Raw genomic sequence first — 22,420 nt, 5'->3', positions numbered from 1 at the left:
TAAGTTGATTTCTGGAGCGTCCTAATTCCGATTAAGCTAACGGCAACCATGGCTTAGCCGTTGTTCTCGGTAGGACTACTGAGTCGCGCGGTGGATGTTCTGCCCATAGCAATACTTATGGTCCGCCAAGTGTTCTCTATCCACAGAGGAGAAGTGTTACCGAGGTTCTCTGTGGGTGAACGGAGTTCCGAATTAGCCAGGAACCCTATGGCTACGGGCCTATTGCCTATTCGTCACTGCGCGGGCACGCCGTATCTGTCGGGGATGAGAACGCCCGGTTAGCGCTCCCGCCTTATCCGCAAGGCGCGCCTTGCCGAAACCGCCTCACAGTTGAGCGACTGGTTGTGGTCGCCGGGTTTGCGAACGCCGACGTGAGGAGTCGATGCCATTTCCATGCGCAAAGCGGCGCAGGCAGGATAGTCAATTTTCGTAGGCGCTGGGCAACCAAGAGCGACGCGGCAATCAAGGCGGTCCTGAATTAGTTCTGGAGCAGACATACCAACAGAAGTTCCGCTGCGATGCAGAAGGGCAGGCTCCGCAAGTAAAAGGTCGGCGCACTCGAAAGTGCAATATCCGGGATTTTGTTCGTACCCTCTCGGGCTGGAAGGCTACGCCGCCTGCAAGAGTTTCAAACCGGCGGCGTAGCTTTGTCTGCGCCGCCTTAGTCCCTGATCTTGCCCTTACCTTCGCAGGCCGTGCATTTGACCGGATAGATTCTGTGACCCGGCTGCACAACCTGCGCAATCGGCTGGACGCCCATTCCATTGCAGTTTGGGCAGATACGCTCTTTGATCTTCGGCTGCATGTTTGAGCCTTTCTGGCCGCCTCATTTGGGCGAATCGAAAGGGGCCGCTCCACGCGCGGCCCCTTGCCGGTTTAGTTTCGAAAAACTGTTCGGGATGAAAATCTAGCCCCGGCAAGTCTTACTTTAGAGTTTTCAACAGACCTTTAGGATTCCGATAAACTACGGTGTTTCGCTATCGGAACCAGGAACCTGACATTAGACGCTCGCGTTAACTGACCGCTTGCCTCTCAACGAAAGGAACAAAGCGGAGGTTGGCATGATGGAGCATCCCAATCTCGATTCGTATGTAGTTCGAGCGCGCATCTGTCTTGGTATTGCGATCATTTGCGCGGTACTGCTCGCCACGGTGATGCTCACTGGCATACGGTAAGGCCGCCTCAGTTGGCGGCGGCCTTTTTTGATCTCGATCTCAGCTTCGTTTCCGTATGCTCAGTCAGATCGTCGCTGCTCCGTATCCCAATTCCAAGTTGCGCGCGCCGCACCCGTTGCTTGCTCGCAACTAACCCTTCAGAGGTATTAAACTTTTTAAGGCGCCATGCAGACATACCCTTGCCAGGATTTTGCAAATCCTCCTGGGGCTAGAGCCGACGCCGTCCGCATGCATTTTAAGCGGGCGGCGTTCGTACATTTGAGTGTGTCGTAAACAGCAAGAAGCCCCGACGGGGGCTAGCGCGTCAGGGCCTCTTTCCGGATGCGGTCCGCCCCGGATCGCAAACTCAACGCGCGGTCCGGCTGAGAGCGCCGTGAAGTGTACCGGGGAACATCGGCAATATAGAACGCTCTCCCGGACTACCTCGACTTGACAAGTGTCCTAATTCCCATCCGACCGTGTCCGAATTAGGACGGTACCGGCGTGTCGGTGCTGGCCTGTTTCCATCCCTGTGGCTTGCTCTGATTTTCCGGGTGGCCTGGTTTGCCATTTACCCGTCGCAATCGTCCGCGTGACGTCGTCTGCACCATCCCTGAAGCACCGAGGCCGAGCCGTCCCGACCGATCGCCCGTGATAGCCAATTTGGGACATGTGCTGCGGCACAAAATGTATAGGCTCCCAGCTATCAGGATTTTGCACACCTTCCTGGGGCTAGGGCCAGCGCCGTCCGCAAGCATTTCAAGCGGGCGGCGTTGTGCTGTCAGGCATCAGCCGGAGTGAAACCGGGCGGATCCGGGTAGGCCGACGGGAGCCGTTGTCGAAGCGTTTGGGCTGCGGCGCGGCGCGATCCGTAGTTCTCCGGGGCAGAACAAAGTTCCGCGAGCAGGCGGCTCGACCCTCGTCTCGACTGCATCGGATAATCAACGAGTTGCCGAAGGATTTGGCGAAGCCGGATCACGATTGGCACAATCTGCATACTACCTTGGTACCCCTCCTGACGCCCAAAAAAACTACGTAGCGTTCAAGGGAAGACTCGGGTTCGGGTTCCGGCAGCGTTCGTAACATTTGACTCGTCCGGCCGACACACCGATTGCGCATCGCGAGGCAAGGCGACGCCGCGGGCGAACGGATCCACTCTGGGATTCCGTAACGATGCCCAAACGGGCGCGACGCTTCACTCAATCGTTTGCCGGGCGTTAATTATTACTACAACCTTTGATTTAAACATCGACGACCGCCATTCATTCGCGGAACCGTTCCAGATGATTCACAAGGGCGTCGAATTCAGCGTCACGCAGCTCATGCCCGGCGTCTGGAAATGGCGTTTCCAGATCGGCGATCGGGTCTTCACGGGCAAGACCGAAGCAAAGCTCGACTTATTGGCGATCCGCCGCGTGCAGCTGCGGATCGACCGCGAGCTGAACAATCTCGGGCTCGGACGGACCCGCGGACACCGCGATCAGGACTGAGACGCAATCCGTCCGGCAAGCTTCAGTCCGCGCTTGCCAGCCGCCGCATCGTGAACTCGATGTCGCCGCCGGGCAGTTCGCGCCAGCTCTCGACCGCGCTCATATAGGCGGCCTTCGGATAGCGCTTGAGAAAGTCGCGCGCCCGCAGGCGGGCCTGATCGCGCGGCAGGCTGAAAGTCTCGCGCAGATAGCCGTCATCCGGCTTGCGCCGCACGGCCATCCGGCTGGCAAGATCGCGCGGACGAAACACCATTGCCGCAACTCCGGACCAACTGACGACACCCCAATATAGGGCCGGCGCCACAAGAATCCGAGTCTGTGGGAAACCGGCGAAGCCGGTCCGAACGGGGCTTACTGGCTGCGCTGCGCGGAGACTCCGGGCTGCGTGGAGCTCCCGGTCTTGGTCTTCGGCTTGGCCGGATGGGCCGCCGTCTTCGGTGCATCGCTGCGCACCGCGCCCCAGGGATCGGACGACCCCTTGGCATCCGGAATCTTGCTCAACGAGTCCTTGTAGGCCTTGTCGTTGATCGCGTCCCGTTCCTTCTCCTCCTGGGTCTTGGTCTTGACCTCAGGCATCAGATTGACGTTCGGCATTTGCGCATAGGCCGGCGCCGACAGCAGCACCGCAACCGCAACTGCGCTCAAAACTCTCATAAGAACGCTCCTTGCATTTTCGTCAGCGGTATATCACCGCAAGAAAGCCGCCGCCAAGCGCGCCCGTCCCTGCCCTAGAGGTGGTCTGACTTGCAGGATTTCGGCGATGGCATCCAGTCGTCCCAGATCGGACCGCACCGCGTGCAGCCGCCAAGCGCAAGCCCGATCGCAATCACGCCGCTCAGCAATACCAACCTGCGGAACATGGACGCCCCCACCACTGACAAGGGGCAATTGGGGGCCAAAACTGGGGCATTTTCAAGCCGGGCACGGTGCTTGCAGCGCCGCGCCCGAGCACAGCGCAGGCGCTGCGTCCGCGCGATGGTTTGACCGGACGGCCCCCCAAACTACACTGCGCAACAAAGCAGAAAAGGAATCGACGACATGACTTTGGCGATGAGCTGGGACGAATGGACGCGGCATGACGGGATGGCGCTCGCCGAGCGCGTCCGCAACGGCGAGCTGACGCCACGGGAGCTGGCAGCGCAGGCAGCCAGCGCGGTCGCCAAGGTCGATCCCGCGCTCTCCGGCGTGGTCGAGCTGTTCGACGACGTTATCGCCGATCCCGCGCGCGACGGCGCCGATCTCAACGGCCCGTTCGCCGGCCTGCCCTTCCTGATGAAGGATCTCGGCCCCACGCTGAAAGGCCGGCTGCAGGAAATGGGTTCGCTGATGATGCGCGGCAACCGCGCCGCGGCCGACACCTTCCTGACCACGAAGCTGCGCAAGGCCGGTCTCAATTTGATCGGCCGCACCACCACGCCGGAGTTCGGGGTCTGCAGCTCGGCCGAGAACCCCGCGGTGTATGTCACGCGCAATCCCTGGAACACCGACTACACCACCTGCGGCTCATCGGCCGGCAGCGCGGCGATGGTCGCCGCCGGCGCCGTTCCGATCGCGCATGCGACCGACGGCGGCGGCTCGATCCGGATTCCCGCCGGCGTCAACGGCAATATCGGGCTGAAAGTGTCGCGCGGTGTGTTCTCGCTCGCACCGCATCTGTCCGATCTCACAGGCCTCGTCTCGATCCAGGGCTGCCAGTCGCGCTCGGTGCGCGACACCGCAGCGTTCGTCGATAGCTGCCGCGGCCCGGCGCCCGGCGAGTTCATGCCGTTCTGGACACCGCCTGAGCCCTATACCGCGATGATCGCGCGCGACCCCGGCCCGCTCAAGATCGCGCTATCGCACACTTGGGGCGACTATCGCGCGACGCCGCACATCGCAGCCGAGCTGGAGCGGGTCGGCCGCTTCCTCGAGGGCCTCGGCCACCAGGTCGACTACGCGCTGCCGTCGATCGACTATCGCGAAGCCTTCGCGGCGCAGACCACCTGCTACATCAGCAATTTCGCCGTCGTGATCGGCAACATGCTCGCGGCGCGCGGACTTGAGCGGCCCCCAGCGGACCTGATCGAGCCGATCAACATCCGCATCTGGGAGCATGGCCGCGACTTTAGCTTCGCCGACCGCGCCCGCATGCAGGCTGTGTTCAATACGACGGCGCGCGGCTTCGGCGCCTTCTTCGAGGATTGGGACATCATCCTGACGCCGGTCACCGCGCTGCCGACACCGAAGATCGGCACCACGGAATATCTCACCATCAGCGACAACCCGTCGGTGCTGGACTGGTTCGGCAACCTCTGGCGCAACTTCGCCTTCACGCCGCTCGCCAATCTCTGCGGCATCCCGGCGATCTCGTTGCCGCTCGCGACCAACGAGCACGGCCTTCCGCTCGGCATCCAGGCGATCGGAAAGCAGGCCGATGACGGCCTCTTGCTGCAGCTCGCCGCCCAGATCGAACGGGCGATCGACGGCAAGTGGAATGACGGCAAGCGGCCTGGCGTGCATGTCACGCGCAACTAGGCATAAATCAGCAAGCAAGAACATCAGCGGAGGGAACGGAACGTCATGCAGCAGGCCGGTGAATTCGGGATCGACGATGCGAAACGCGTGCTTGGCGACGTCTTTGCGCCGTGGGTGCAGGACCTCAATCTGTCGATCGAGCAGTTCGACATCGCAGCCCCCGCCGCCGGCGATCCCGACTGGCAGCCCGGCGCCATCCTGCGCATGCCGTTTTCCGAACGGCTCTGCCGCCAGGGCGGCATCGTCTGCGGCCAGGCACTGATGGCATTCGCCGACACCGCGATGGTGCTGGCCAATCTCGCCGCCAACAAGGGCTATCGTCCAATGACGACGGTCGACCAGACCACGCATTTCATGCGGGCGGCGACCGCCTCCGACGTGCTGGCCGACGCGCGCGTGGTCCGGCTCGGCCGCACCATGAGCTTCGGCCGCGTCACGCTGCTCTCCGCCACCGACAACAAGCCGGTGGCGATGGTATCGAGCGCGTTCGCGATGCTGCCCGGGTAGAGCATGGTCCGGAAAAGTGTGATGCGTTTTTCCGGTGAAATCATGCTCAAACTAAAGGTACTTGCCGCGGCGCGGCGCGCCGCCGAACTACGCCGCCTTGACGCGACGCCTCCAGCGCCAGCGCCAGAGCAGTGCGATGAGCACGATCAGCGCCACACCGGCCGCGAGTGCCTTGGCGGCAAACCGTCCGCCGGGACGATCGATCAGGCGCGTGAGAAGCGACACGCCCTCGCCCTGGCGCGGCAGGCGAAATGCCACCACGCTGTCGCCGATCGATGTGCCGCCCTCGGAATGGCCGCCGGCGCCGATCACGACATACTGCTCGCCCTTCCAGAGATAGGTCATCGGATTGGCGACGCCGGGCACCGGAAGCCGGCCGAGCCACAATTGCCGGCCCGACTTGACATCGAACGCGCGCAGATAGGCATCCATCGCGCCGGTGAACACCACTCCGCCCGCGGTGATCACGACGCCGCTGAGCAGCGGCGTGCCGGTATTGAGCGCGATGCCGAGCGGCGCGAGGTCCTCGCTGGTGCCGACCGTCGCATGCCAGAGGATCTTGCCGGCCTTGAGATCGACTGCCACCGTCTCGCCCCACGGCGGCTTGTTGCACGGCGACCCAACCTCCGTACTCGCCAGCGCCCGCGACATCGCAAACGGCGCGCCCTGCTGCTGGCCGAAATCGTGGCCGGGCGGCGGATTGAAGCCCTTGGCCTGGTCGCGCGGAATCAGCGTGATGACATGCGCCGCATGACTGACATTGGCGAACAGGATCTGGTTGACCGGATCAAAGGCCGCACTGCCCCAGTTCACACCGCCGCCGGTCATCGGATAGACGATCGTGCCCTGCGTCGACGGCGGCGTGTAAAGCCCCTCATTGCGGGATTGCGCGAGCAGCTTCTCGCAGGCCGCGCTCGCGACGCCCGGCAGCAGGCCGCCGACATCATCGGCCGTCATGCGCTGCGTCAACAGCGGCGGGACATGGGTCGGGAACGGCTGTGTCGGCGACAGTTTCTCGCCCTCGGCGCCGTTCTGCGGCACCGCGCGCTCCTCGACCGGCCACACCGGCTTGCCGGTGTCGCGATCGAGCACGAACACAAAGCCCTGCTTGGTCGGCTCGATCACGACGTCGCGCATGCCGTTGCCAGTGTCGATCCGCGCCAGTGTCGGCTGGGCCGGCAGGTCATAGTCCCAGACGTCGTGATGCACAGTCTGGAATGCCCATGCGAGCTCCCCGCTCTCGATGCGCAGCGCGACGACGGAATTGGCGTGCGCGTCATTGCCGGGACGCTTGCCGCCCCAGAAATCGGGGCTGGGCGATGTCGTCGGCAGGAACACCAGCCCCCGCTCCTCGTCCACCGACATCGGCGCCCAGACGTTGCTGTGGCCGGCCTCGACGCTGTCATGCACCAGCGGATCGAAGGTCCAGCGCGGCTGGCCGGTCCGTGCATCGAAGGCGCGCACCGCGCCGACCGGCGCATCGACCCGCCGGTTGTCACCGATCGCGGATCCGACCACGACCACACCGCGCCCCATCACCGGCGCCGACGTGATCTGAAACTCGCCCGGCCATTCCAGCTTCATTCCGGCGTCGATCTTGATCTCGCCATTGTTGCCGAAATCGGCGCAGGGCTTGCCGGTTCTGGCATCGAGCGCGATCAGGCGCGTGTCATTGGTGCCGGTGAAGATGCGTGACTTGCAGGCCGCACCATCAGCGGCGCGATCATCGGTCCAGTGCGCGACGCCACGGCAGACAAAGCGGTTGGCCGGCCGCTGCGCCATGCTGATCTTCGGATCGAACCGCCATTTCTGCGCACCGGTGCCGGGATCGAGCGCGATCACCTCGTTGAACGGCGTGCAGAAGATCACGCTGTCCTCGACGAACAGCGGCGTCACCTCGAACTTGGTGCGCTTCATGACCTCGGGCGGACGCGCGTCGAGATCGCCGGTGCGGAATTCCCAGCCGCGCACCAGCGTGCCGACATTGTCGATCGTGATCTGCGTCAGCGGCGAGAAGCGCTGTCCCCCGCGGTCGCCACCCCAATACTCCCAGGCAAGCGCCGGCTGTACGCACAGCACCAGCGCGGCAAGCAGGCGAAACAGCGACCGCATTGCATCCTCCCGCGAGATGCGATCATCACACGCCGCATCTCATGCGGGGAAAGCCTTTACGCGATCGGCGCGTCAGTATCCACCCCTGCGATAGCCGCCGCCATAACCGCCGCGATAGCCACCGCCGCCGATGCCAATCCCGATTCCGATCGGCGGCCCGACCGGCTCGTAGACCACGGCCGGAGGCGGTCGCCGCACCACCACGACGTCGTCCTCGACCACGACGCGCGGCGGGCGCTTGCCGGCGCGGCGCGGATCGGGATCGGCACGCTTCTTCGCGGGCGCTGCGGCCTTCTGCTGCTGCTGCGGCGGCGCGGCGTTGCAGGGACAGGTCGGCGCTGCCAGCGCGACGTTGGTCGCGGGCACACTGAGCGCGGCGGCCGGTGTCAGATCGGGACGGTAGCGCAACCGTTCGATCATCTTGCGCGCGGTCGCCGTAAGATCGCTGTCGGGATACAGCACGAGGAAGCTGCGATAGGCGGCCGCCGTGTTGGCAAGAATGGCGTCGTTCCACGCCACCATGCGCCGATGCCGGTCGAGCCAGTCGCGGGCCTGCTGGCCGCGCGGCGTGCCGGCGAAGATCGCGGCGAAGGCTTCGTAGGCTTCATCGGTGCCGTCGACCACCATCAGTTCGTTTGCAACCTCGATCGGCTTGCCCTGCAATTCGCGCTTCCATTCGTCGACGGTGCGCTTGGCCGCGGCCGGCGCCGGCGTGGCAGCGGGCGAGGCCGCCGGACCTGCCATGAATCGGAAATCGTCGGTGAGCGACGAGGAGTCCCACGGCGTCTGACGGCCGTCGGTTGCCTTGTTCACCGCGAGGCGGACGCGCTTGAAGGTGTCCTCGATCGGAATTCCCGGCTCCTTCGCCGAAGCCAGCAGCGCAGTGGTGTAGGGGCTGTTGGCGCCGCTGCCGTCCTCGGCCTCCGCCCCCGGTGACGTCGAGAACGAGACAAAGGTGCCGGGCGCGCCGATCTTGGCATCGACGATGGCAAGCCCATGCCCTGCAGTCTTGCTGAGTTCCGGGAAGGGATTGTTGCGGCAGGCATCGAGCAGCACGATGCGCATCCGGCTCGGCACCGAGGTCAGCGTGTTCAGGATGTCGTTGAGGCGAACCGCCTGGATCGGGATGTCGGCCTCACGCTTCGGATCGACATCGACCGGCACCAGATAGTTCTCGCCATCGATCTGCAGGCCATGCCCGGCATAGAACACCAGCGCCACGGTGTCGGCGCCCTTCGCCGCCACCTGGCCGGCGAAGTCGCTGATCCTTGCGCGCATCTCGTCCTGCGACAGATCCGATGCCGTGGTCACGGCAAAGCCGGCATCGGTCAGCATCTGTGACATGGCCCTGGCGTCGTTGGCCGGATTGGGCAGCGCGGGCACCGACTTATAGGCGGACTGCCCGATCACCAGCGCCAGACGGCTTTCCGCCAATGCCGGCACGGCACCGAACAGGATCGCAGCCGGAACGATCAGGCTGAGGACGGAACGGCGAAGCATGGCGGCCTCCGACAATGACATCGGAGATGGGTCGATAGCCGTCAGATGAAGGTTCATGCCGTGCGGCAATCTGCTGCCGCCGGCACCGGTTCTCGCGCCGGAATTGTCGCAGGGATCGGATGGGCCCGGCTATTTCGGCTTCTTGGCTGGATCGGCGGCCGGCTTGGTGACGCCCCAGGGATCGTATTTCTCCTTGGGCTCGGGGATACGATCGAGCGCGGCCTTGTAGGCCTTCTCGTCGACCTTAGGCTTCTGCTCCGTCTTGGTATCGCTCCCGCCGCCGCCTCGCCGGCCCTGGGCCAGGGTCGGTGTCGCGATCAGCGCCAGAATGACGGCAGCAACCGTGAAGCTTTTCATGTCAGTCTCTCTCCCCCGCAGCCTTAGAAACATCCGGCAACACCTCTACCCCAAAGATAGCTTGTCGCTCGACATTTGTTGATCGACAAAGCGCCGCGCGATGCGAATTCAGCGCCACCAGGGGGGCGCAATATGGGCGGCGGCACATTAAATTAACCCAATGGGACAGGGACAGGTACAAGTGGCGGCGCTGCTGGCCGGCGCCGCCTTGATGTTGAGTGGCTGCGGGCTGGCGGACAGCCACGCTGTATGGCCCGACATATTGAAGGTCAAGGCCACCGAGCCGGCGCCGCTCGAGACACCTCCGGACGTCAAGCGGCTGGTGGCCGGCAAGCTGGATTCGGTGTTCACCGCCGGCTCGCAGCCGACCCATGTGCGGGTCTCCGCTCCGCTGCACGACCCCCGCGGCACCGGCTGGACGGCCTGCGTGCGCGCTGAACTGACTTCGGTGATCGGCAAGCCGCTCGGGACGCAGACCTATCGCGTCTTCATCAATGACGGCGCGGTCTTCGATCGCCGGCAGGTCGAGGCCGACGATAACTGCGTGACCGAGACTTACGAGCCGGTCGAAAGCTCGGTTCAGGAAGCCCAGCGAAGTCCCAAGCCGTAGCATTTGACGCACCGTCCCGGCAGGAGCCCGCACAGCGCGAGCGCCGCGCTCGTGACGGCGGTATGCTGAACGCCCCGTTAACATGACCGCTCAAATTGCCGGATGGCCTCAACGGCATTTTCCATTTCTTTCCGCTAGCGTTGCCCGTGACGAACGTAGGGCTAATCAGCCTTGCCGACCGGGGAAACATGGGACGTGGCCGATATTGCTGACCGGGCAGTGATCCGCCGTGCATCGCGCAAGGATGCCACGGATGATCGCGCGTTGCCGCCGCTGTCGGCTGCCTCGGTCGGCGCATGGCGGGCGCTTGCCGAGCGCGCGATCGAGGCCAATGGCTACTATCAGCCCGACTGGGAATTGGCGGTCGATGCCTCCGCGCGCGGCCGCACCGGCGCATCGCTGCTCAGCGCCACCGGCGATGCCGGGCAATTGATCGGGCTGCTGCCGGTCGTGCCATTGCGCCGAATCTACCGGATTCCCCTGCCCGCGCTGGTCGGCGCCGAACCCTACGGCACGCTGTGCACACCGCTGCTCGACCGCAATGCCGCCGAGCAGGCCGCCGGCAAGATGCTGAAGCAGGCACGCAATGCGGGTGCGCATGCGCTGATCCTGCGCACCATGTCGCTCGAGGGCCCCGCCATGGCGGCGATCCGCGCGGTGCTCGCGCGCGATGGTTTGCAGCCGCGCCTGCTGAGCAGCTATCAGCGCGCACAGCTCGATGCGACGCGCGATGCCGATGAATTGCTGCGCGACGCGCTCGGGCCCAAGAAGCTGAAAGAGCTGCGCCGGCAGCGCCATCGCCTGTCCGACCACGGCGCGGTGCGCTTCGACGTGGCGCGCACCCCGCGCGACGTTGCGGCGGCGCTCGAGACCTTCCTTGCGCTCGAGGCCGGTGGCTGGAAGGGCCAGCGCGGCACCGCGCTCAGCCAGCATGCCGGCGACGCAACCTTCATCCGCCGCGCGACGTCGGCGCTGGCCGAGGCCGGCCGCTGCGAGATCGTCATACTGCATGCGGGCGGCACGGCGGTTGCGGGCGGCATCGTGGTGCGCCATCAGGACCGCGCCTTCTTCTTCAAGATCGGCATCGACGAGCGCTTTGCGAAGCATTCGCCAGGCGCACAATTGACGCTGGAGCTGACGCGCCATCTCTGCGCCGATCCTGCGATCAATTCGGCCGATTCCACCGCGGCGCCCGGCCATCCCATGATCGACCCGATCTGGCGCGGCCGCTTCGCGATCGGCGACGTGCTGCTGCCGCTGCGGCGGCGCGATCCGCTGGTCGCCGCCGTTCATGCCGCGTTGACCCTGAACAATCTCGCCTACGAGGCCGCGCGCGGCGCCGTCCACTTCATCCGCAGCCGGCGCGGCAAGCCCGGATAATACAGCCTCTTACACGAGCCCGCGCGAATCGAGGCGGCCTTGTTCACCGGCCCATGGTTTACCTTTTCGTAGCCATGCAGACACATCAGGAAACAATAAGTTCCCGCCGTCAGGTTGGTGTCAGCCGGCCCATTTAGCGTTGCGGCGCGCTGTTTCTCAGGCAGCGCATGCCCTTGCCTGGAAAGCTTCACCTGATGGAAACATCGGGTGAGGCTTTCTGCCGGCATTACGCCCCGGCCCGACTATCCTCTGTGTCACTGCAGCGGCGAGTGCGGAGCCGGCAGCATGATGGTCGAGTGCATCTCCTCGAGTAGCTGCGTACCCTTGCCGAGGAATTCCAGCCAGGCCGGATCCTTCATCGCCCCGCCGCGCGCCGCGGCGCGGGCGTTGAGATCGGGATAGGCCCAGATGTGGCAGACCTCGTTGGGCTGCCCGGAATCGGTGTGCCAGAGGCCGACGATCCTGGAATATTTCTCGCGCTCCGGCAGCACGCCGGTGATGAGATCGAGCCATTGCTTGACACCGCCGAGCGGCTTGGCGCGATAGTTGCGGAATTCGTAGATGTTGCCCTTGGTCGCAGGCGCCACCGGCGGAATGATCGCATTCAGCAGCCGGACCTCCTGGCGCACCAGGAGCGGACGGATCGCCGGAATGTACTCGCCGGTCCAGCGCGGGTTCTTCGCAAGCTCGGCACGCAGCCGGGCCCGCTCGTTGAGATCGGCGTAGCTCCACATGTGCATGACCTGATTGAGCGGCCCGATCTCGGTGATCCAGTAGCCTTCCAGCTTGCCGAAATTGTCGGCGCGGATGTCGCGCGAGATCGTGCTCGCCGCCTTCACCATCTCGCCGATGGCTCCCGGACGTACCGTGTAGGTGCGCAGCTCGTAGATCATGATGGTCTCCCTGATTGCTTCCGATGGATCGTGTGGGCAAACGAAAAAGCCCGGCATGCGCCGGGCTTTCGTGAACGACTGCGGACTACTCGGCCGCCTGCGCGTTGATCTCGGCGGAGACCTCGCGGATGGCGCGGGCGAGTTGCTCCGCCGGCTGGGCACCGGACACCGCGTATTTCTGCGCGAACACGAAGGTCGGCACGCCCGATATCCCCTTCTCGGAGGCTTCCTGCGCTTGCGCGGACACCAGCGCCACATCCTCGTCGGTGGCGAGGCGCTTGCGCACGTCGTCGGCGTCGAGCCCGACATCGGATGCAGCCTGCACCAGCACATTGGTGTCGGTGAGATCGCCGCCGTCGCGGAAATACAGCTCCATCAGCCGCTGCTTCATCTCGGCCGCCTTGCCCTTGGCCTCAGCCCAGTGGATCAGGCGATGGCAGTCGATCGTGTTGGGCTGCCGCTTGACGAGCTCGGGATGGTAGGTCAGCCCCTCCTCATTGGCGGCGGCGACCACGCGGCCGGCGATGCCCTTGTAGGCGTCGACCGAGCCGAACTTGGCGGTGAGATATTCCTCGCGGCTGATGCCCTCGCGCGGCACCCAATTGTTGAGGAAGAACGGCCGCCAGTGCACCTCGACCGGCACATCAGGCACCAGCTTGAGCGCATCCTCGATGCGATGTTTGCCGATGTAGCACCAGGGGCAAACGACGTCGGAGACGATATCGAGGCGAAGCGGCTTCAGATCGCTCATGGCAGGGTTCCCGGCGGAAATGGAACCCCAAAGGTAGGCCGAAAGTGTCCCGAGACAAGCCGCTATTTCATACTGGCTGCCATCTGCCGCATCCGCTCGGCGGTCAGCTCGTCGGCCGGGAAGAAGGTCTCCAGCGCCAGTTCCTGCAGCGTGATGTCGACCGGGGTGCCGAACACCATGGTGGTCGAGATGAAGCTCAGGATCTCGCCATTGAGGCGGAGCTTGAACGGGAGCGCGACGTTGTTGTCGGGGGTGATCGGGGCGGCCCGTGCCGGGATCGGATAGGACTTCAGGTCCTGATAGAGCTTGAGCAGCTCCGGATCGGCCGTTGCCTCGCACTGCCGATGCAGCCGCTCCAACAGATGCGCTGCCCATTCCGCCAGGTTCACGGTCCGCGGCGCGAGGCCTTCCGGGTGGAACGCCAGCCGCAGGATGTTGAAGGGCTGCCCGAGCAGCCGTTGTGGCACGCCCTCGAGCAGCGGCGCCACCATGCGGTTGGCGGAGACCAGATTCCAGTGCCGGTCATAGGCCAGCGCCGGATTGGGCTCATGCGCCTTCAGCACCAGGTTGATCGCCTCACGCGCCGATTTCAGCGCGGGATCATCCAGCGAGCGTTGCGGGAATGCGGGTGCGAAACCCGCGGCGACCAGCAGCACGTTGCGTTCGCGTAGGGGCACGTCGAGGCGCTCCGCCAGTTTGAGGACCATGTCGCGCGACGGCGCCGAGCGGCCGGTCTCGACGAAGCTCAAATGCCGCGCCGAGATCTCGGCATCGACGGCAAGGTCGAGCTGGCTGAGATGACGGCGCTGCCGCCATTCGCGCAGGTGCTCGCCGATCAGGACGGGTTTTGCGGGCTCGGCCCGCGCCATGGATGCATGTGCGTTCATGGTGCAAAACCTACCATGCGAAATTCGCGCGTTCCATTACGCCTGAGGTAATCGATTTGGTGCGCGGGCCGGCTCATCTTCCACGGCACAGGAGATGATCATGCTGATGCTGTCCCTTATCCGCGCCTTCGCCGTCCTGATCCCGTGGCTGGTCCATCTCGTCACCTGGCTGCTCGCGCGCTCGTTCAACATGCCCCAGCCGATCGTGCACGCGACCGGCGTGTTCGTGTTCGCGCAGGTCTATGCGGTCGAGATGAAGGTCGGCAAGGCGCTGTGTCCGTTCCGCCTGTGGCGTCAGCTGCAGTCCCTGATGCGCTGAAAACCCATCCCAACCCGAGGAGACACTGCCATGATCCACTCGTCCCAGCTGCTGCGCCGCGCCTTGCTTGCCGATGCCGCGTTCAGCGGCGTATCCGCCATCGCGATGGTGCTCGATACCGGCGCGCTGGCCTCGCTACTCGGCCTGCCGGACGCGCTGCTGCGCGAGACCGGGCTGTTCCTGATCGCCTACACCGCGCTGGTCGGCTGGCTCGGCGCGCGAACCTCGCTGCCGAAGGGACCCGTGATCCTCGTGGTCGCCGGCAACGCTGCCTGGACGCTTGCCAGCATCGCGCTGCTGCTCTCGGGCGCGGTGTCGCCGAACCTCTTCGGGACCATCGTGATCCTCGCCCAGGCGATCGCCACCGGAGTGTTCGCCGAGCTGCAATACATGGGCTTGCGGAAGAGCGAGGGTGTGGTGAGGGCGTAACGGCAGCCAACACAACGCAGTCATACCCCGCGTATGCGGAATATCCAGTACGCTGCGGCCTATCGGATCAATCGTTGGCGTCTCTGGAATACTGGATCGCCCGCTTTCGCGGGCGATGACAGCTGCGGAGGGTGGGTAGAGCGAAGCGAAACCCATCGGCTTCGTTCCGCGGCAGAGATGGTGGGTTTCGCTGCGCTCTACTCACCCTACAAGGTCATTGCGGTGTCGCCTGCTTCGCTTCGCCTGTAACGCTCCCCAACCCCGAGCATCGCGCCCTGTCCGCTGGCGACGCCCATCTCGAGGCTCGAGGCGATGCGCCGCGCACGCTCGATGAAGTGAAGCGCTGCGACCGGCGGGCACAGTTCATGCGCCGTCGCCTCGAACAGTTCGAGCCAGCGGTCGAAATGCGCGGCATCGACCGGCAGCGGCATGTGCTTGACCATCGGCGTGCCGTGATAGCGCCCGGTCATCAGCGCGACCGACGACCAGAACGCGCACATCTGGGCCAGATGCGGCTCCCAATTGGTGATCCTGGCCTCGAACACCGGCCCGATCATCGGGTCCTTGCGGACCTTGGCGTAGAAGCCGTGCACCAGCTGCTCGATCATGGCCTCGGTGATCCCGGTCCGCGCGACAATCTCGGCGGTGATCTGCTCGCGGCGCTCTGCTCCTGTCATGCCTCACATCCTAAATAGGTATTTCAAATGCCTATTTAGACTGCTATACCGAATCCGCCAAGTGCTGATTTCGAAGGGCTTCCATGCGCCTGACATCATTCACGGATTTTGCGCTGCGCGCGCTGATGCGGCTGGCCGGTGAGCCGGACCGATCATTTGCCACAAGCGAGATCGCGGCCGAGTTCGGCATTTCCCGCAATCACCTCGCCAAGGTGGTGCGCGACCTCGCCGAGGCCGGCTTCATCGCGACCCAGCGCGGCGCCGGCGGCGGGTTTTCGCTGGCGCGCACCCCGCAGGCGATCACGCTCGGCGAGGTCGTGCGCGCGCTCGAAGGCGGCGGCGCGCTGGTCGAATGTTTCAGGGATGATGGCGGCGATTGCGTGCTGCTGCCACGCTGCCGCCTGAAGGCGAGGCTCGCGGCAGCCCGCGAGGCCTTCATGCGCGAGCTCGACGGAACCACGCTCGCCGAATGCGCCTATCTGCCGCGTCCCGCGCGCCATTCGGCGCGCGCGCGTCATGACGATCGTCGAACCGGACCGGTCTCGGAACTCAGGCCTGCAGCACCCGCGCGGCGCCGCGCTTTGAAGGGGCCACCCGCTTGCCGGCAGCGGCCGTCAGGCTGTGGCCGTTGAGGTGCTTGCCGTTCAGGGCCTTGCCATTCAGAGCCTTGCCGTTGCCGAGCTTGCCGTTGGCTTTGGCAGCTTTCTTCGCGCTGGCCTCCCTCTGCCTGGCCCGCATTTCACCGAGCTTCTCGGCCTCGCGCTTGGCTTTCCGCTCGGCCTTTTCCTTCAGCCGCAGCCGTTCCGCCCTCGCCTCCGCGCGCTTCTTCTTGCGCTTCTTCTCGCAGGCGTCGCACTTGCAGCCGATCGGCTTCAGATAGGCCTTGAAATAGTCGGTTCCGTAATCGTAGTTGATCTCGTCGCCCGGCTCGATGTCCTTGATGGCGCGGATGAAGACCTTGCGCTTGCGCGGCTTGACGTCGGATTCGGCGTTCGGCCGGCAGGCGTGGTTGATGTAGCGGGCGACGTTCTCGCGGATCGAGCCGTCGATGGTCCATCGGTTGGTGAGTTCGAACAGATACTTGTTCTCGATCGCGTCCTCATCCTTCTTCTTCGAGTCGAGCAACGGCCCGAAATAACGGATGATCTTGGTTCCTTTCTTGATCGGCTTGGTGGCGAAAAGGCCAAGGCCAGTACGGGAACGGCCGACGCGATAGGGCTTTTGCGATGATGATGCGGGCATGACGATCGAGGCTAAGGCACGCAAGGTGCACGCGACAGAAGTTGCGAAGCCGCCCTTCTAGGACGATTCCGCGCGCCTGTCAGGTGTTTCCCGCGTGTCTGTTGAACCTTCCCCAGATTGCATATGTCAGACACAAAGTAACGTCCGGATCGCAGGTTTCCCCTGATGAAATACCCTGCTTTTGCTACAATTGTTGTGGCGCTCGCCTGCGCAAATCCTGGTCAGGCTGGCGCTGAGACGATCAGCAGCAGCTACACGTCGACCGCGCCGAAGGCCTGCCGCATGATCGGCAAGCCCAACGAAGAGGACGGCAGCGCCACGCGGGTCTGCCCGGGCAAATCCGGCCTTGTGGTGCTGATCAACGAAGCCGATCTGCGCGAAGTGGTCTCGGTGGGCCGCAACCGCGCGGCAGCAGCCAGGGAACCGGCGGCGCAGGCTTGGTTCGGCCCGTTCAGCTCGACCGGCGATACGGTCGATTGGCGTGCCGCCGGCAGCAAGCCCTTCGCGATCATCCAGCGCTGGCAGATCGCCGACAGCAGCGAGCAGGACAAGCGCGGCGGCCCGGTCTCACGGGCGATGCTCGCCGTGACGCGGCTTCAGCCGGGCGAGGTCTGTCACGTCGCCTATGTCGACGTCGCCGCCAATCCCAACGCCAACGAGCTGGCGCGGCAGGCCGCCGACGATTTCGCCCGCGATTTCAAATGCGGCGCGGACCGGGTGAAAACGATCGGACAGAGCGGCCGCTCGACGTTGCTTGTACAGCGCTAGCCATTCAACACGGCTTCGCGCTGCCTTTCAGCATCGCCTCGAACAGCATGTCGAGCGTGCTGCCCTGCGGCATCCGTTTGAGCACGTCGGTCAGGCGTCCATCCAGCAGCAACATCGTGAAGCCATGGACCAGCGACCAGGCGCGCACGATCGCCGCGGCCTGATCGAGCGACAGCGCTCTCTCCTGGATCTGCTCGTGACGGCTCTCGCCGATCGAACCGGCGAGCCCGGCGAACGAAATATTGGCCGCCTCATACAGCGAAGGTCTCGACATATCGAGCCGCTCGGTGCGGAACATCAGCCCGTACATGCCGGGATGCGCCTGCGCATAGGCGACATAGGCCTTGGCGCGCGACAGCCCCTTCTCGATCGCGGTGGCGCCGCTGGCGCCGGCCGCGACCATCGCCGCATTGAACTGGCGAAAGCCGATCGCGGCAAGCTCGGAGACGAGGCCGGTGAGGTCGCCGAAATGATGCGTGGGCGCGGCGTGCGACACCCCGGCCTCGCGCGCCACCGCACGCAGTGTCAGCCCCGCAAGTCCGTCACGCTCGAGCACGCGCTCGGCGGCCTTGAGCAGCGCCTCGTGCAGATCGCCATGATGATACGGCGTGTCATTGGCCCGGCGCCGCGGTGCCGGACGATCGGAAGCGGCAGGCGCGACCCGGCGCGCCGGAGTCCGTGCGGTACGAGCCGCCTTGTTTTCTTTGGATAATCTTGCCATGCGGCCCTTATATGTCGCAATTTTTACACTGTAAAGATTTTGCTTGACGATCGATGGCGCCATCCCTACTGATATCTTTACGATGTAAAGATAATAGTGCAGGGAGACGCGGAATGCTCGATCAGGTCACCTCCAACACGGCGCGCACCAATCTGGCGCCGATCCCGTTTGAAGCCGATGCGCCTTTCCTCAAGATCACTGGCGAATTGCCGCGCGAGCTGAACGGCACGCTCTACCGCAATGGTCCGAACCCGCAGTTCGAGGCGCCGGGCGCGCACTGGTTCGTCGGCGACGGCATGCTGCACGCCTTCCATCTCGAGAACGGCCGCGCCAGCTACCGCAACCGCTGGGTCCGCACCCCCAAATGGCAGGCCGAGCACGACGCCGGCCGCGCGCTGTTCGGCGGCTTCGGCCGCAAGCTGCCGGACGCCCCTGCCGACGTCACGACCGACGGCGGCGTCGCCAACACCAACATCATCTTACATGGCGGCCGCCTGCTCGCGCTCGAGGAAGGCCATCTGCCGACCGAGATCGAGCCCGGCACGCTCAATCGCCTTGGCTATTGCGACTACAAGGGTGCGATCTCAGGCCCCTTCACCGCGCATCCCAAGATCGATCCGGTGACCGGCGAGATGGTGTTCTTCGGCTACAACGCCGCGGGCCCGCTGACGCCGGCGCTGTCGTTCGGCGCGGTGAGCTCATCCGGCGTGGTCACACGGTTCGAACGCTTCGAGGCGCCCTATGCCAGCATGGTGCACGACTTCATCGTCACCGAGAACCACGTGCTGTTTCCGATCCTGCCGATCACCGGCAGCATGCAGCGCGCGATGCGCGGACAGGCGCCCTACGCCTGGGAGCCCGAGAAAGGCGCCTATGTCGGCGTGATGAAGCGCAGCGGCGCGTCGAAGGACATCGTCTGGTTCCGCGCCGAGACCTGCTACGTCTTCCATGTCATGAACGCGTGGGAGGACGGCAACCGCATCATCGCCGACGTGATGCAGTTCGAGGAAGCGCCGCTGTTCAACCATCCCGACGGCTCGCCGACCGACCCGAAGAAGAACCGCGCGCGCTATTGCCGCTGGACCTTTGACCTTTCCGGCAATACCGACCGCTTCACGCAGACCTATCTCGACGACCTCACCGGCGAATTCCCCCGCGTCGACGATCGCCGCGCGGGATTTGCGAGCAATCACGGCTGGTACGCCTGCGCCAACCCCGATCTGCCGATGTTCGGTGCGCTGTCGGGCATCGTGCATGTCGACGGCCGCGGCAAGCGGCTCGGCCACTATCTGTTGCCCGCCGGCGATACGATCTCCGAGCCGGTGTTCGTCGAGCGCAGCGCCGACGCCGCGGAAGGCGACGGCTGGCTGCTCGCGGTGGTCTGGCGTGCCCGCGAGAACCGCAGCGACCTCGCCGTCTTCAACGCCACCGACGTCGAAGCAGGCCCGACCGCGCTGATCCATCTCGGCCACCGCGTGCCGGATGGATTCCACGGCAATTGGGTCGGCGCGGAGTAGCGGCGCGTCACTTCAGGCGTGTGAATACCCTGTCGTGATGCCCGGGCTTGTCCCGGGCATCCACGTCTCTGTCACCATTCGCGGGAAAGACGTGGACGGCCGGGACAAGCCCGGCCATGACGACTGCGAGAACCCGGCGAGCCATCACCACCGACGCAACAGATCAAAATGACTGGTTTTCTTTTGACAATACCCCCGATTTTGACAGTGTAAAGATTTCGCTTGACGTCCCCTCTGCTTGCCTCTAGGTTATCTTTACAATGTAAAGATAAGCCTTCGAGGCTCCCAATGACGATCTTCCTGATCCTCGCCCCTTACGGCGCCTTCGCCACGCTGATGCTGGTGACCTCAGCCACGGTGAGTTTGCTCGCTGCCGCGCTGATTTGCCTTGCCGTCATCGCGTTCGATATTGCGCGCGGCCGCAGCATCAAGATCCTCGGCGTCGGTTCGGTGATCGTGTTCACCGCGGTCGGCAGCTACCTCGCCTTCGTGGATGCGACGCCAAGCACCATCGCGGTGAAGATCGCCGTCGATGCCGGCATCCTGCTGGTGTCGCTCACCTCGATCGTGATCGGCCATCCGTTCACGCGGCAATATGCGCTCGAACAGGTCGATGCCGAGACCGCGAAGCTGCCCGGGTTCATCACCGCCAACTACCTGATCACGGGAGCCTGGACCGCCGCGACGCTGCTGATGATGATCGGCAACATCGCGGTGCTCTACGTGCCGGCCCTGCCGCTGTGGACCGGCCTCTTGATCGCCTTCGCCGCGCGCAACGCCGCGGTGTGCTTCACGCGCTGGTATCCGCAATATCGCGCGGCCAAGGATGGGGCGCCGCCGGCTGGCGCGCTGCCGTCACGCTGAACGCCACATATCAAGATCACAACGATCATCTCGAGGACACGGAAACCACCACGATGAAGAGCGTATTTGCCAGACTCGCGAGCGACTTCCTCTCCACCATCGTGTTCCTGGTGGTCTATCTCACGACCGACAATGTGCTGATCGCTACCGCCGTTGCGATCGTGGGTGCGATTGCGCAAGTGGTCTATGCGCGCGTGAAGGGACAGGCGCTCGGCTACATGACCTGGGCGAGCCTTGCACTGGTGATCGCACTTGGCGGCGCGACGCTGCTCACCAACGATCCGCGCTTCGTGCTGGCGAAGCCCGCGATCGGCCACATCGCAATCGGCGTGATCATGCTCAAGCGCGGCTGGATGCTGCGCTATCTGCCGCCGATCGTGACCGAGACCATTCCGGAATACGCCACCTTCGCCGGCTACGCCTGGGCCGGGCTGATGTTCATCCTCGCCGGCGGCACCATCGCGATCGCAGCGACCGGCGACATGAAGCTGTGGGCGTTCTACGTGTCGGTGGTGCTGGTCGGCGCCAAGATCGCGGCGTTCGCGATCCAGTACGTCGCATTCCGCTTCCTGGTCGGCAACCGGCTGCGCGCCGCCGCCCGCGCCTGATCGCCGCAGCCGCGAACTAGGCGCGCGCGGCAAGATAGGCTATACCCGCGCACGCTTTGTTCTGACGCGTTTTCTTCACGCGAACCGGTATCCACTTCGCTTGAAAACGCTTTTTAACCGGAGGGGAGACATCAATGGCGGTGGACGGAAACTGGAATCTCACGATGACGACGCCGATGGGCGAACGCAAGGCGACCCTGTCGCTGGCGAGCTCGGGCGGCACGCTCACCGGCACGCAAGGCGCCGAGGGCAACTCCACCGAAATCTTCGACGGCACCGTGAACGGCGACAGCGTCGCCTGGAAGGTCTCCATCACCAACCCGATGCCGCTGACGCTCGAATTCTCCGGCACGGTCTCAGGCGACGGCATCTCCGGCGAGATGGGCATCGGCCCGATGGGCAGCTTCCCCTTCACCGGCACGCGGGCGTAAGCGTCCCGTCTAGAACCAGATCTGCATCGGCAGATCGTGTCCATCAAGCGGCTGCGGTCCCTCGGGAACGCAGCCGCTTGGTTCATGGGCGGCCAGTGCGACCGCGCAGGCATCCAGCACGTCGTCGCGCTTCGCACCGCTGCCGATCCGCGTGACGGTGAGCCAGCGATCGATCTCGCGAAAGCCCGATCGCTTCAACAGCTTGCAACGCAGCGCATCGCCCTCCTCCGACTTCTTGCGCGGCAATGGCGTGCCACCGTTCAGCCGCAGGAACGCCAGTTCGGGATGCACCTCGCGGATGTCGCGTGCGGGGTTCGCGCGCACGAACGCGTCGACCTCCATGATCTTGTTGCCGAGATGCCAGAGCTGGCGCGAGATGCGGGTCTGGCCGCGGCGCAGCGCTTCACGGTTCGCCGCGTCGGGATCGCGAAACTCCTGCCACAGCCAGCGCCGTGCCCCGGTGAAGACGCGCGAGGTGTGCGGACGCAGCCGCTCGCGGGCGAGACGATCACAATCGCGCTCGCCGTCCTCGGTCATGCCGATCGGGATATCGATTGCGGCACGATCGAACGGACGCGCCAGCGCACCCGCGACATCGCCGTGAAAGGAAATCGTCCGCTGGTCGCCGTCGATGCTGACGGCGACCCAGCCTTTGGAGAATCCGTCGAGGCCAGTTGCCCTCAACCCGG

Annotated in this window: 26 protein-coding genes; 13 read left to right on the top strand and 13 right to left on the bottom strand. The window is 64.6% G+C overall.

Annotated features, from left to right (window positions below):
* Positions 1 to 661: 661 nt before the first annotated feature.
* Positions 662 to 805 (bottom strand): hypothetical protein, encoded by a 144-nt coding sequence (locus tag ACVW1C_RS34750; protein WP_456762118.1) that lies wholly within the window; start codon positions 803 to 805, stop codon positions 662 to 664.
* A 1,632-nt stretch (positions 806 to 2,437) separates the two neighbouring features.
* Here ACVW1C_RS34750 and ACVW1C_RS34745 point away from each other — a divergent pair.
* Positions 2,438 to 2,644 (top strand): hypothetical protein, encoded by a 207-nt coding sequence (locus ACVW1C_RS34745; RefSeq protein ID WP_092115349.1) that lies wholly within the window; start codon positions 2,438 to 2,440, stop codon positions 2,642 to 2,644.
* Between the two features lie 22 nt (positions 2,645 to 2,666).
* Here ACVW1C_RS34745 and ACVW1C_RS34740 read toward each other — a convergent pair whose 3' ends face one another.
* Both ACVW1C_RS34740 and ACVW1C_RS34735 read right to left on the bottom strand, forming a co-directional pair.
* Complete coding sequence (locus tag ACVW1C_RS34740; RefSeq protein ID WP_456762117.1) at positions 2,667 to 2,897, bottom strand: hypothetical protein; 231 nt, start codon at positions 2,895 to 2,897, stop codon at positions 2,667 to 2,669.
* Positions 2,898 to 2,995: 98 nt separating this feature from the next.
* On the bottom strand, positions 2,996 to 3,298 hold the full coding sequence (locus ACVW1C_RS34735) for a hypothetical protein (protein WP_456762116.1): 303 nt from the start codon (positions 3,296 to 3,298) through the stop codon (positions 2,996 to 2,998).
* Between the two features lie 384 nt (positions 3,299 to 3,682).
* Here ACVW1C_RS34735 and ACVW1C_RS34730 point away from each other — a divergent pair, with 384 nt between their 5' ends.
* Together ACVW1C_RS34730 and ACVW1C_RS34725 are read left to right on the top strand one after the other, a co-directional pair.
* A complete protein-coding gene (locus ACVW1C_RS34730) occupies positions 3,683 to 5,158 on the top strand; it encodes an amidase (RefSeq protein WP_456762115.1) in 1,476 nt (491 codons plus the stop codon).
* Between the two features lie 45 nt (positions 5,159 to 5,203).
* Positions 5,204 to 5,665, top strand: coding sequence for a PaaI family thioesterase (locus ACVW1C_RS34725; RefSeq protein ID WP_456762114.1), 462 nt, complete (start codon positions 5,204 to 5,206; stop codon positions 5,663 to 5,665).
* Positions 5,666 to 5,752: 87 nt separating this feature from the next.
* Here the strand turns inward: ACVW1C_RS34725 and ACVW1C_RS34720 are convergent, their stop codons facing one another.
* From ACVW1C_RS34720 to ACVW1C_RS34710, 3 genes are all read right to left on the bottom strand, one after another.
* Positions 5,753 to 7,777, bottom strand: coding sequence for a pyrroloquinoline quinone-dependent dehydrogenase (locus tag ACVW1C_RS34720; RefSeq protein ID WP_456762113.1), 2,025 nt, complete (start codon positions 7,775 to 7,777; stop codon positions 5,753 to 5,755).
* 72 nt (positions 7,778 to 7,849) lie between these two features.
* Positions 7,850 to 9,277: a caspase family protein gene (locus ACVW1C_RS34715; protein WP_456762112.1), complete on the bottom strand. Its 1,428-nt coding sequence runs from the start codon at positions 9,275 to 9,277 to the stop codon at positions 7,850 to 7,852.
* Positions 9,278 to 9,406: 129 nt separating this feature from the next.
* The gene (locus ACVW1C_RS34710; RefSeq protein ID WP_456762111.1) at positions 9,407 to 9,634 is read right to left on the bottom strand and encodes a hypothetical protein; all 228 of its coding nucleotides are present in this window, start codon (positions 9,632 to 9,634) and stop codon (positions 9,407 to 9,409) included.
* 181 nt (positions 9,635 to 9,815) lie between these two features.
* On the opposite strand from ACVW1C_RS34710, the gene ACVW1C_RS34705 reads away from it, so the two are divergent.
* Both ACVW1C_RS34705 and ACVW1C_RS34700 read left to right on the top strand, forming a co-directional pair.
* Positions 9,816 to 10,244 (top strand): hypothetical protein, encoded by a 429-nt coding sequence (locus ACVW1C_RS34705; protein WP_456762110.1) that lies wholly within the window; start codon positions 9,816 to 9,818, stop codon positions 10,242 to 10,244.
* A 195-nt stretch (positions 10,245 to 10,439) separates the two neighbouring features.
* Positions 10,440 to 11,624 carry a GNAT family N-acetyltransferase gene (locus ACVW1C_RS34700; protein ID WP_456762109.1) on the top strand — a complete coding sequence of 395 codons (1,185 nt, stop codon included), beginning with the start codon at positions 10,440 to 10,442 and terminating at the stop codon, positions 11,622 to 11,624.
* 254 nt (positions 11,625 to 11,878) lie between these two features.
* Here ACVW1C_RS34700 and ACVW1C_RS34695 read toward each other — a convergent pair whose 3' ends face one another.
* From ACVW1C_RS34695 to ACVW1C_RS34685, 3 genes are all read right to left on the bottom strand, one after another.
* A complete protein-coding gene (locus tag ACVW1C_RS34695; RefSeq protein ID WP_456762108.1) occupies positions 11,879 to 12,517 on the bottom strand; it encodes an NIPSNAP family protein in 639 nt (212 codons plus the stop codon).
* Between the two features lie 85 nt (positions 12,518 to 12,602).
* Positions 12,603 to 13,268, bottom strand: coding sequence for a DsbA family oxidoreductase (locus ACVW1C_RS34690; protein ID WP_456722232.1), 666 nt, complete (start codon positions 13,266 to 13,268; stop codon positions 12,603 to 12,605).
* 62 nt (positions 13,269 to 13,330) lie between these two features.
* Positions 13,331 to 14,155, bottom strand: a complete 825-nt coding sequence (locus ACVW1C_RS34685; RefSeq protein ID WP_456762107.1) for a helix-turn-helix domain-containing protein — start codon at positions 14,153 to 14,155, stop codon at positions 13,331 to 13,333.
* Positions 14,156 to 14,255: 100 nt separating this feature from the next.
* On the opposite strand from ACVW1C_RS34685, the gene ACVW1C_RS34680 reads away from it, so the two are divergent.
* Positions 14,256 to 14,474 (top strand): hypothetical protein, encoded by a 219-nt coding sequence (locus ACVW1C_RS34680; RefSeq protein ID WP_456762106.1) that lies wholly within the window; start codon positions 14,256 to 14,258, stop codon positions 14,472 to 14,474.
* A 30-nt stretch (positions 14,475 to 14,504) separates the two neighbouring features.
* Positions 14,505 to 14,903 (top strand): hypothetical protein, encoded by a 399-nt coding sequence (locus ACVW1C_RS34675; RefSeq protein ID WP_456762105.1) that lies wholly within the window; start codon positions 14,505 to 14,507, stop codon positions 14,901 to 14,903.
* A gap of 206 nt (positions 14,904 to 15,109) precedes the next feature.
* On the opposite strand, the gene ACVW1C_RS34670 is transcribed toward ACVW1C_RS34675, so the two are convergent.
* Positions 15,110 to 15,580, bottom strand: a complete 471-nt coding sequence (locus tag ACVW1C_RS34670; RefSeq protein ID WP_456762104.1) for a group III truncated hemoglobin — start codon at positions 15,578 to 15,580, stop codon at positions 15,110 to 15,112.
* Between the two features lie 83 nt (positions 15,581 to 15,663).
* Here ACVW1C_RS34670 and ACVW1C_RS34665 point away from each other — a divergent pair, with 83 nt between their 5' ends.
* Positions 15,664 to 16,212: an RrF2 family transcriptional regulator gene (locus tag ACVW1C_RS34665; protein WP_456762103.1), complete on the top strand. Its 549-nt coding sequence runs from the start codon at positions 15,664 to 15,666 to the stop codon at positions 16,210 to 16,212.
* Here the strand turns inward: ACVW1C_RS34665 and ACVW1C_RS34660 are convergent.
* Positions 16,130 to 16,822: an SET domain-containing protein gene (locus tag ACVW1C_RS34660; protein WP_456762102.1), complete on the bottom strand. Its 693-nt coding sequence runs from the start codon at positions 16,820 to 16,822 to the stop codon at positions 16,130 to 16,132. The genes ACVW1C_RS34665 and ACVW1C_RS34660 overlap by 83 nt on opposite strands.
* A 165-nt stretch (positions 16,823 to 16,987) precedes the next feature.
* On the opposite strand from ACVW1C_RS34660, the gene ACVW1C_RS34655 reads away from it, so the two are divergent.
* Positions 16,988 to 17,590 (top strand): hypothetical protein, encoded by a 603-nt coding sequence (locus tag ACVW1C_RS34655; RefSeq protein ID WP_456762101.1) that lies wholly within the window; start codon positions 16,988 to 16,990, stop codon positions 17,588 to 17,590.
* Between the two features lie 4 nt (positions 17,591 to 17,594).
* Here ACVW1C_RS34655 and ACVW1C_RS34650 read toward each other — a convergent pair whose 3' ends face one another.
* Positions 17,595 to 18,311 carry a TetR/AcrR family transcriptional regulator gene (locus ACVW1C_RS34650; RefSeq protein ID WP_456762100.1) on the bottom strand — a complete coding sequence of 239 codons (717 nt, stop codon included), beginning with the start codon at positions 18,309 to 18,311 and terminating at the stop codon, positions 17,595 to 17,597.
* 113 nt (positions 18,312 to 18,424) lie between these two features.
* Between ACVW1C_RS34650 and ACVW1C_RS34645 the strand changes: the two genes are divergently transcribed.
* From ACVW1C_RS34645 to ACVW1C_RS34630, 4 genes are all read left to right on the top strand, one after another.
* A complete protein-coding gene (locus tag ACVW1C_RS34645) occupies positions 18,425 to 19,828 on the top strand; it encodes a carotenoid oxygenase family protein (RefSeq protein ID WP_456762099.1) in 1,404 nt (467 codons plus the stop codon).
* A gap of 288 nt (positions 19,829 to 20,116) precedes the next feature.
* Entirely contained in the window at positions 20,117 to 20,692 is a 576-nt protein-coding gene (locus tag ACVW1C_RS34640) for a hypothetical protein (RefSeq protein WP_456762098.1), read from the top strand.
* Between the two features lie 53 nt (positions 20,693 to 20,745).
* Complete coding sequence (locus ACVW1C_RS34635) at positions 20,746 to 21,300, top strand: inner membrane-spanning protein YciB (RefSeq protein WP_456762097.1); 555 nt, start codon at positions 20,746 to 20,748, stop codon at positions 21,298 to 21,300.
* Positions 21,301 to 21,434: 134 nt separating this feature from the next.
* Positions 21,435 to 21,731: a hypothetical protein gene (locus tag ACVW1C_RS34630; protein WP_173637531.1), complete on the top strand. Its 297-nt coding sequence runs from the start codon at positions 21,435 to 21,437 to the stop codon at positions 21,729 to 21,731.
* Positions 21,732 to 21,740: 9 nt separating this feature from the next.
* On the opposite strand, the gene ACVW1C_RS34625 is transcribed toward ACVW1C_RS34630, so the two are convergent.
* Entirely contained in the window at positions 21,741 to 22,415 is a 675-nt protein-coding gene (locus ACVW1C_RS34625) for a DUF429 domain-containing protein (protein ID WP_456762096.1), read from the bottom strand.
* Between the last annotated feature and the right edge of the window lie 5 nt (positions 22,416 to 22,420).

It is taken from the genome of Bradyrhizobium sp. USDA 4011, assembly GCF_054063415.1.
This window is presented reverse-complemented; position numbering and strand designations above follow the sequence as displayed.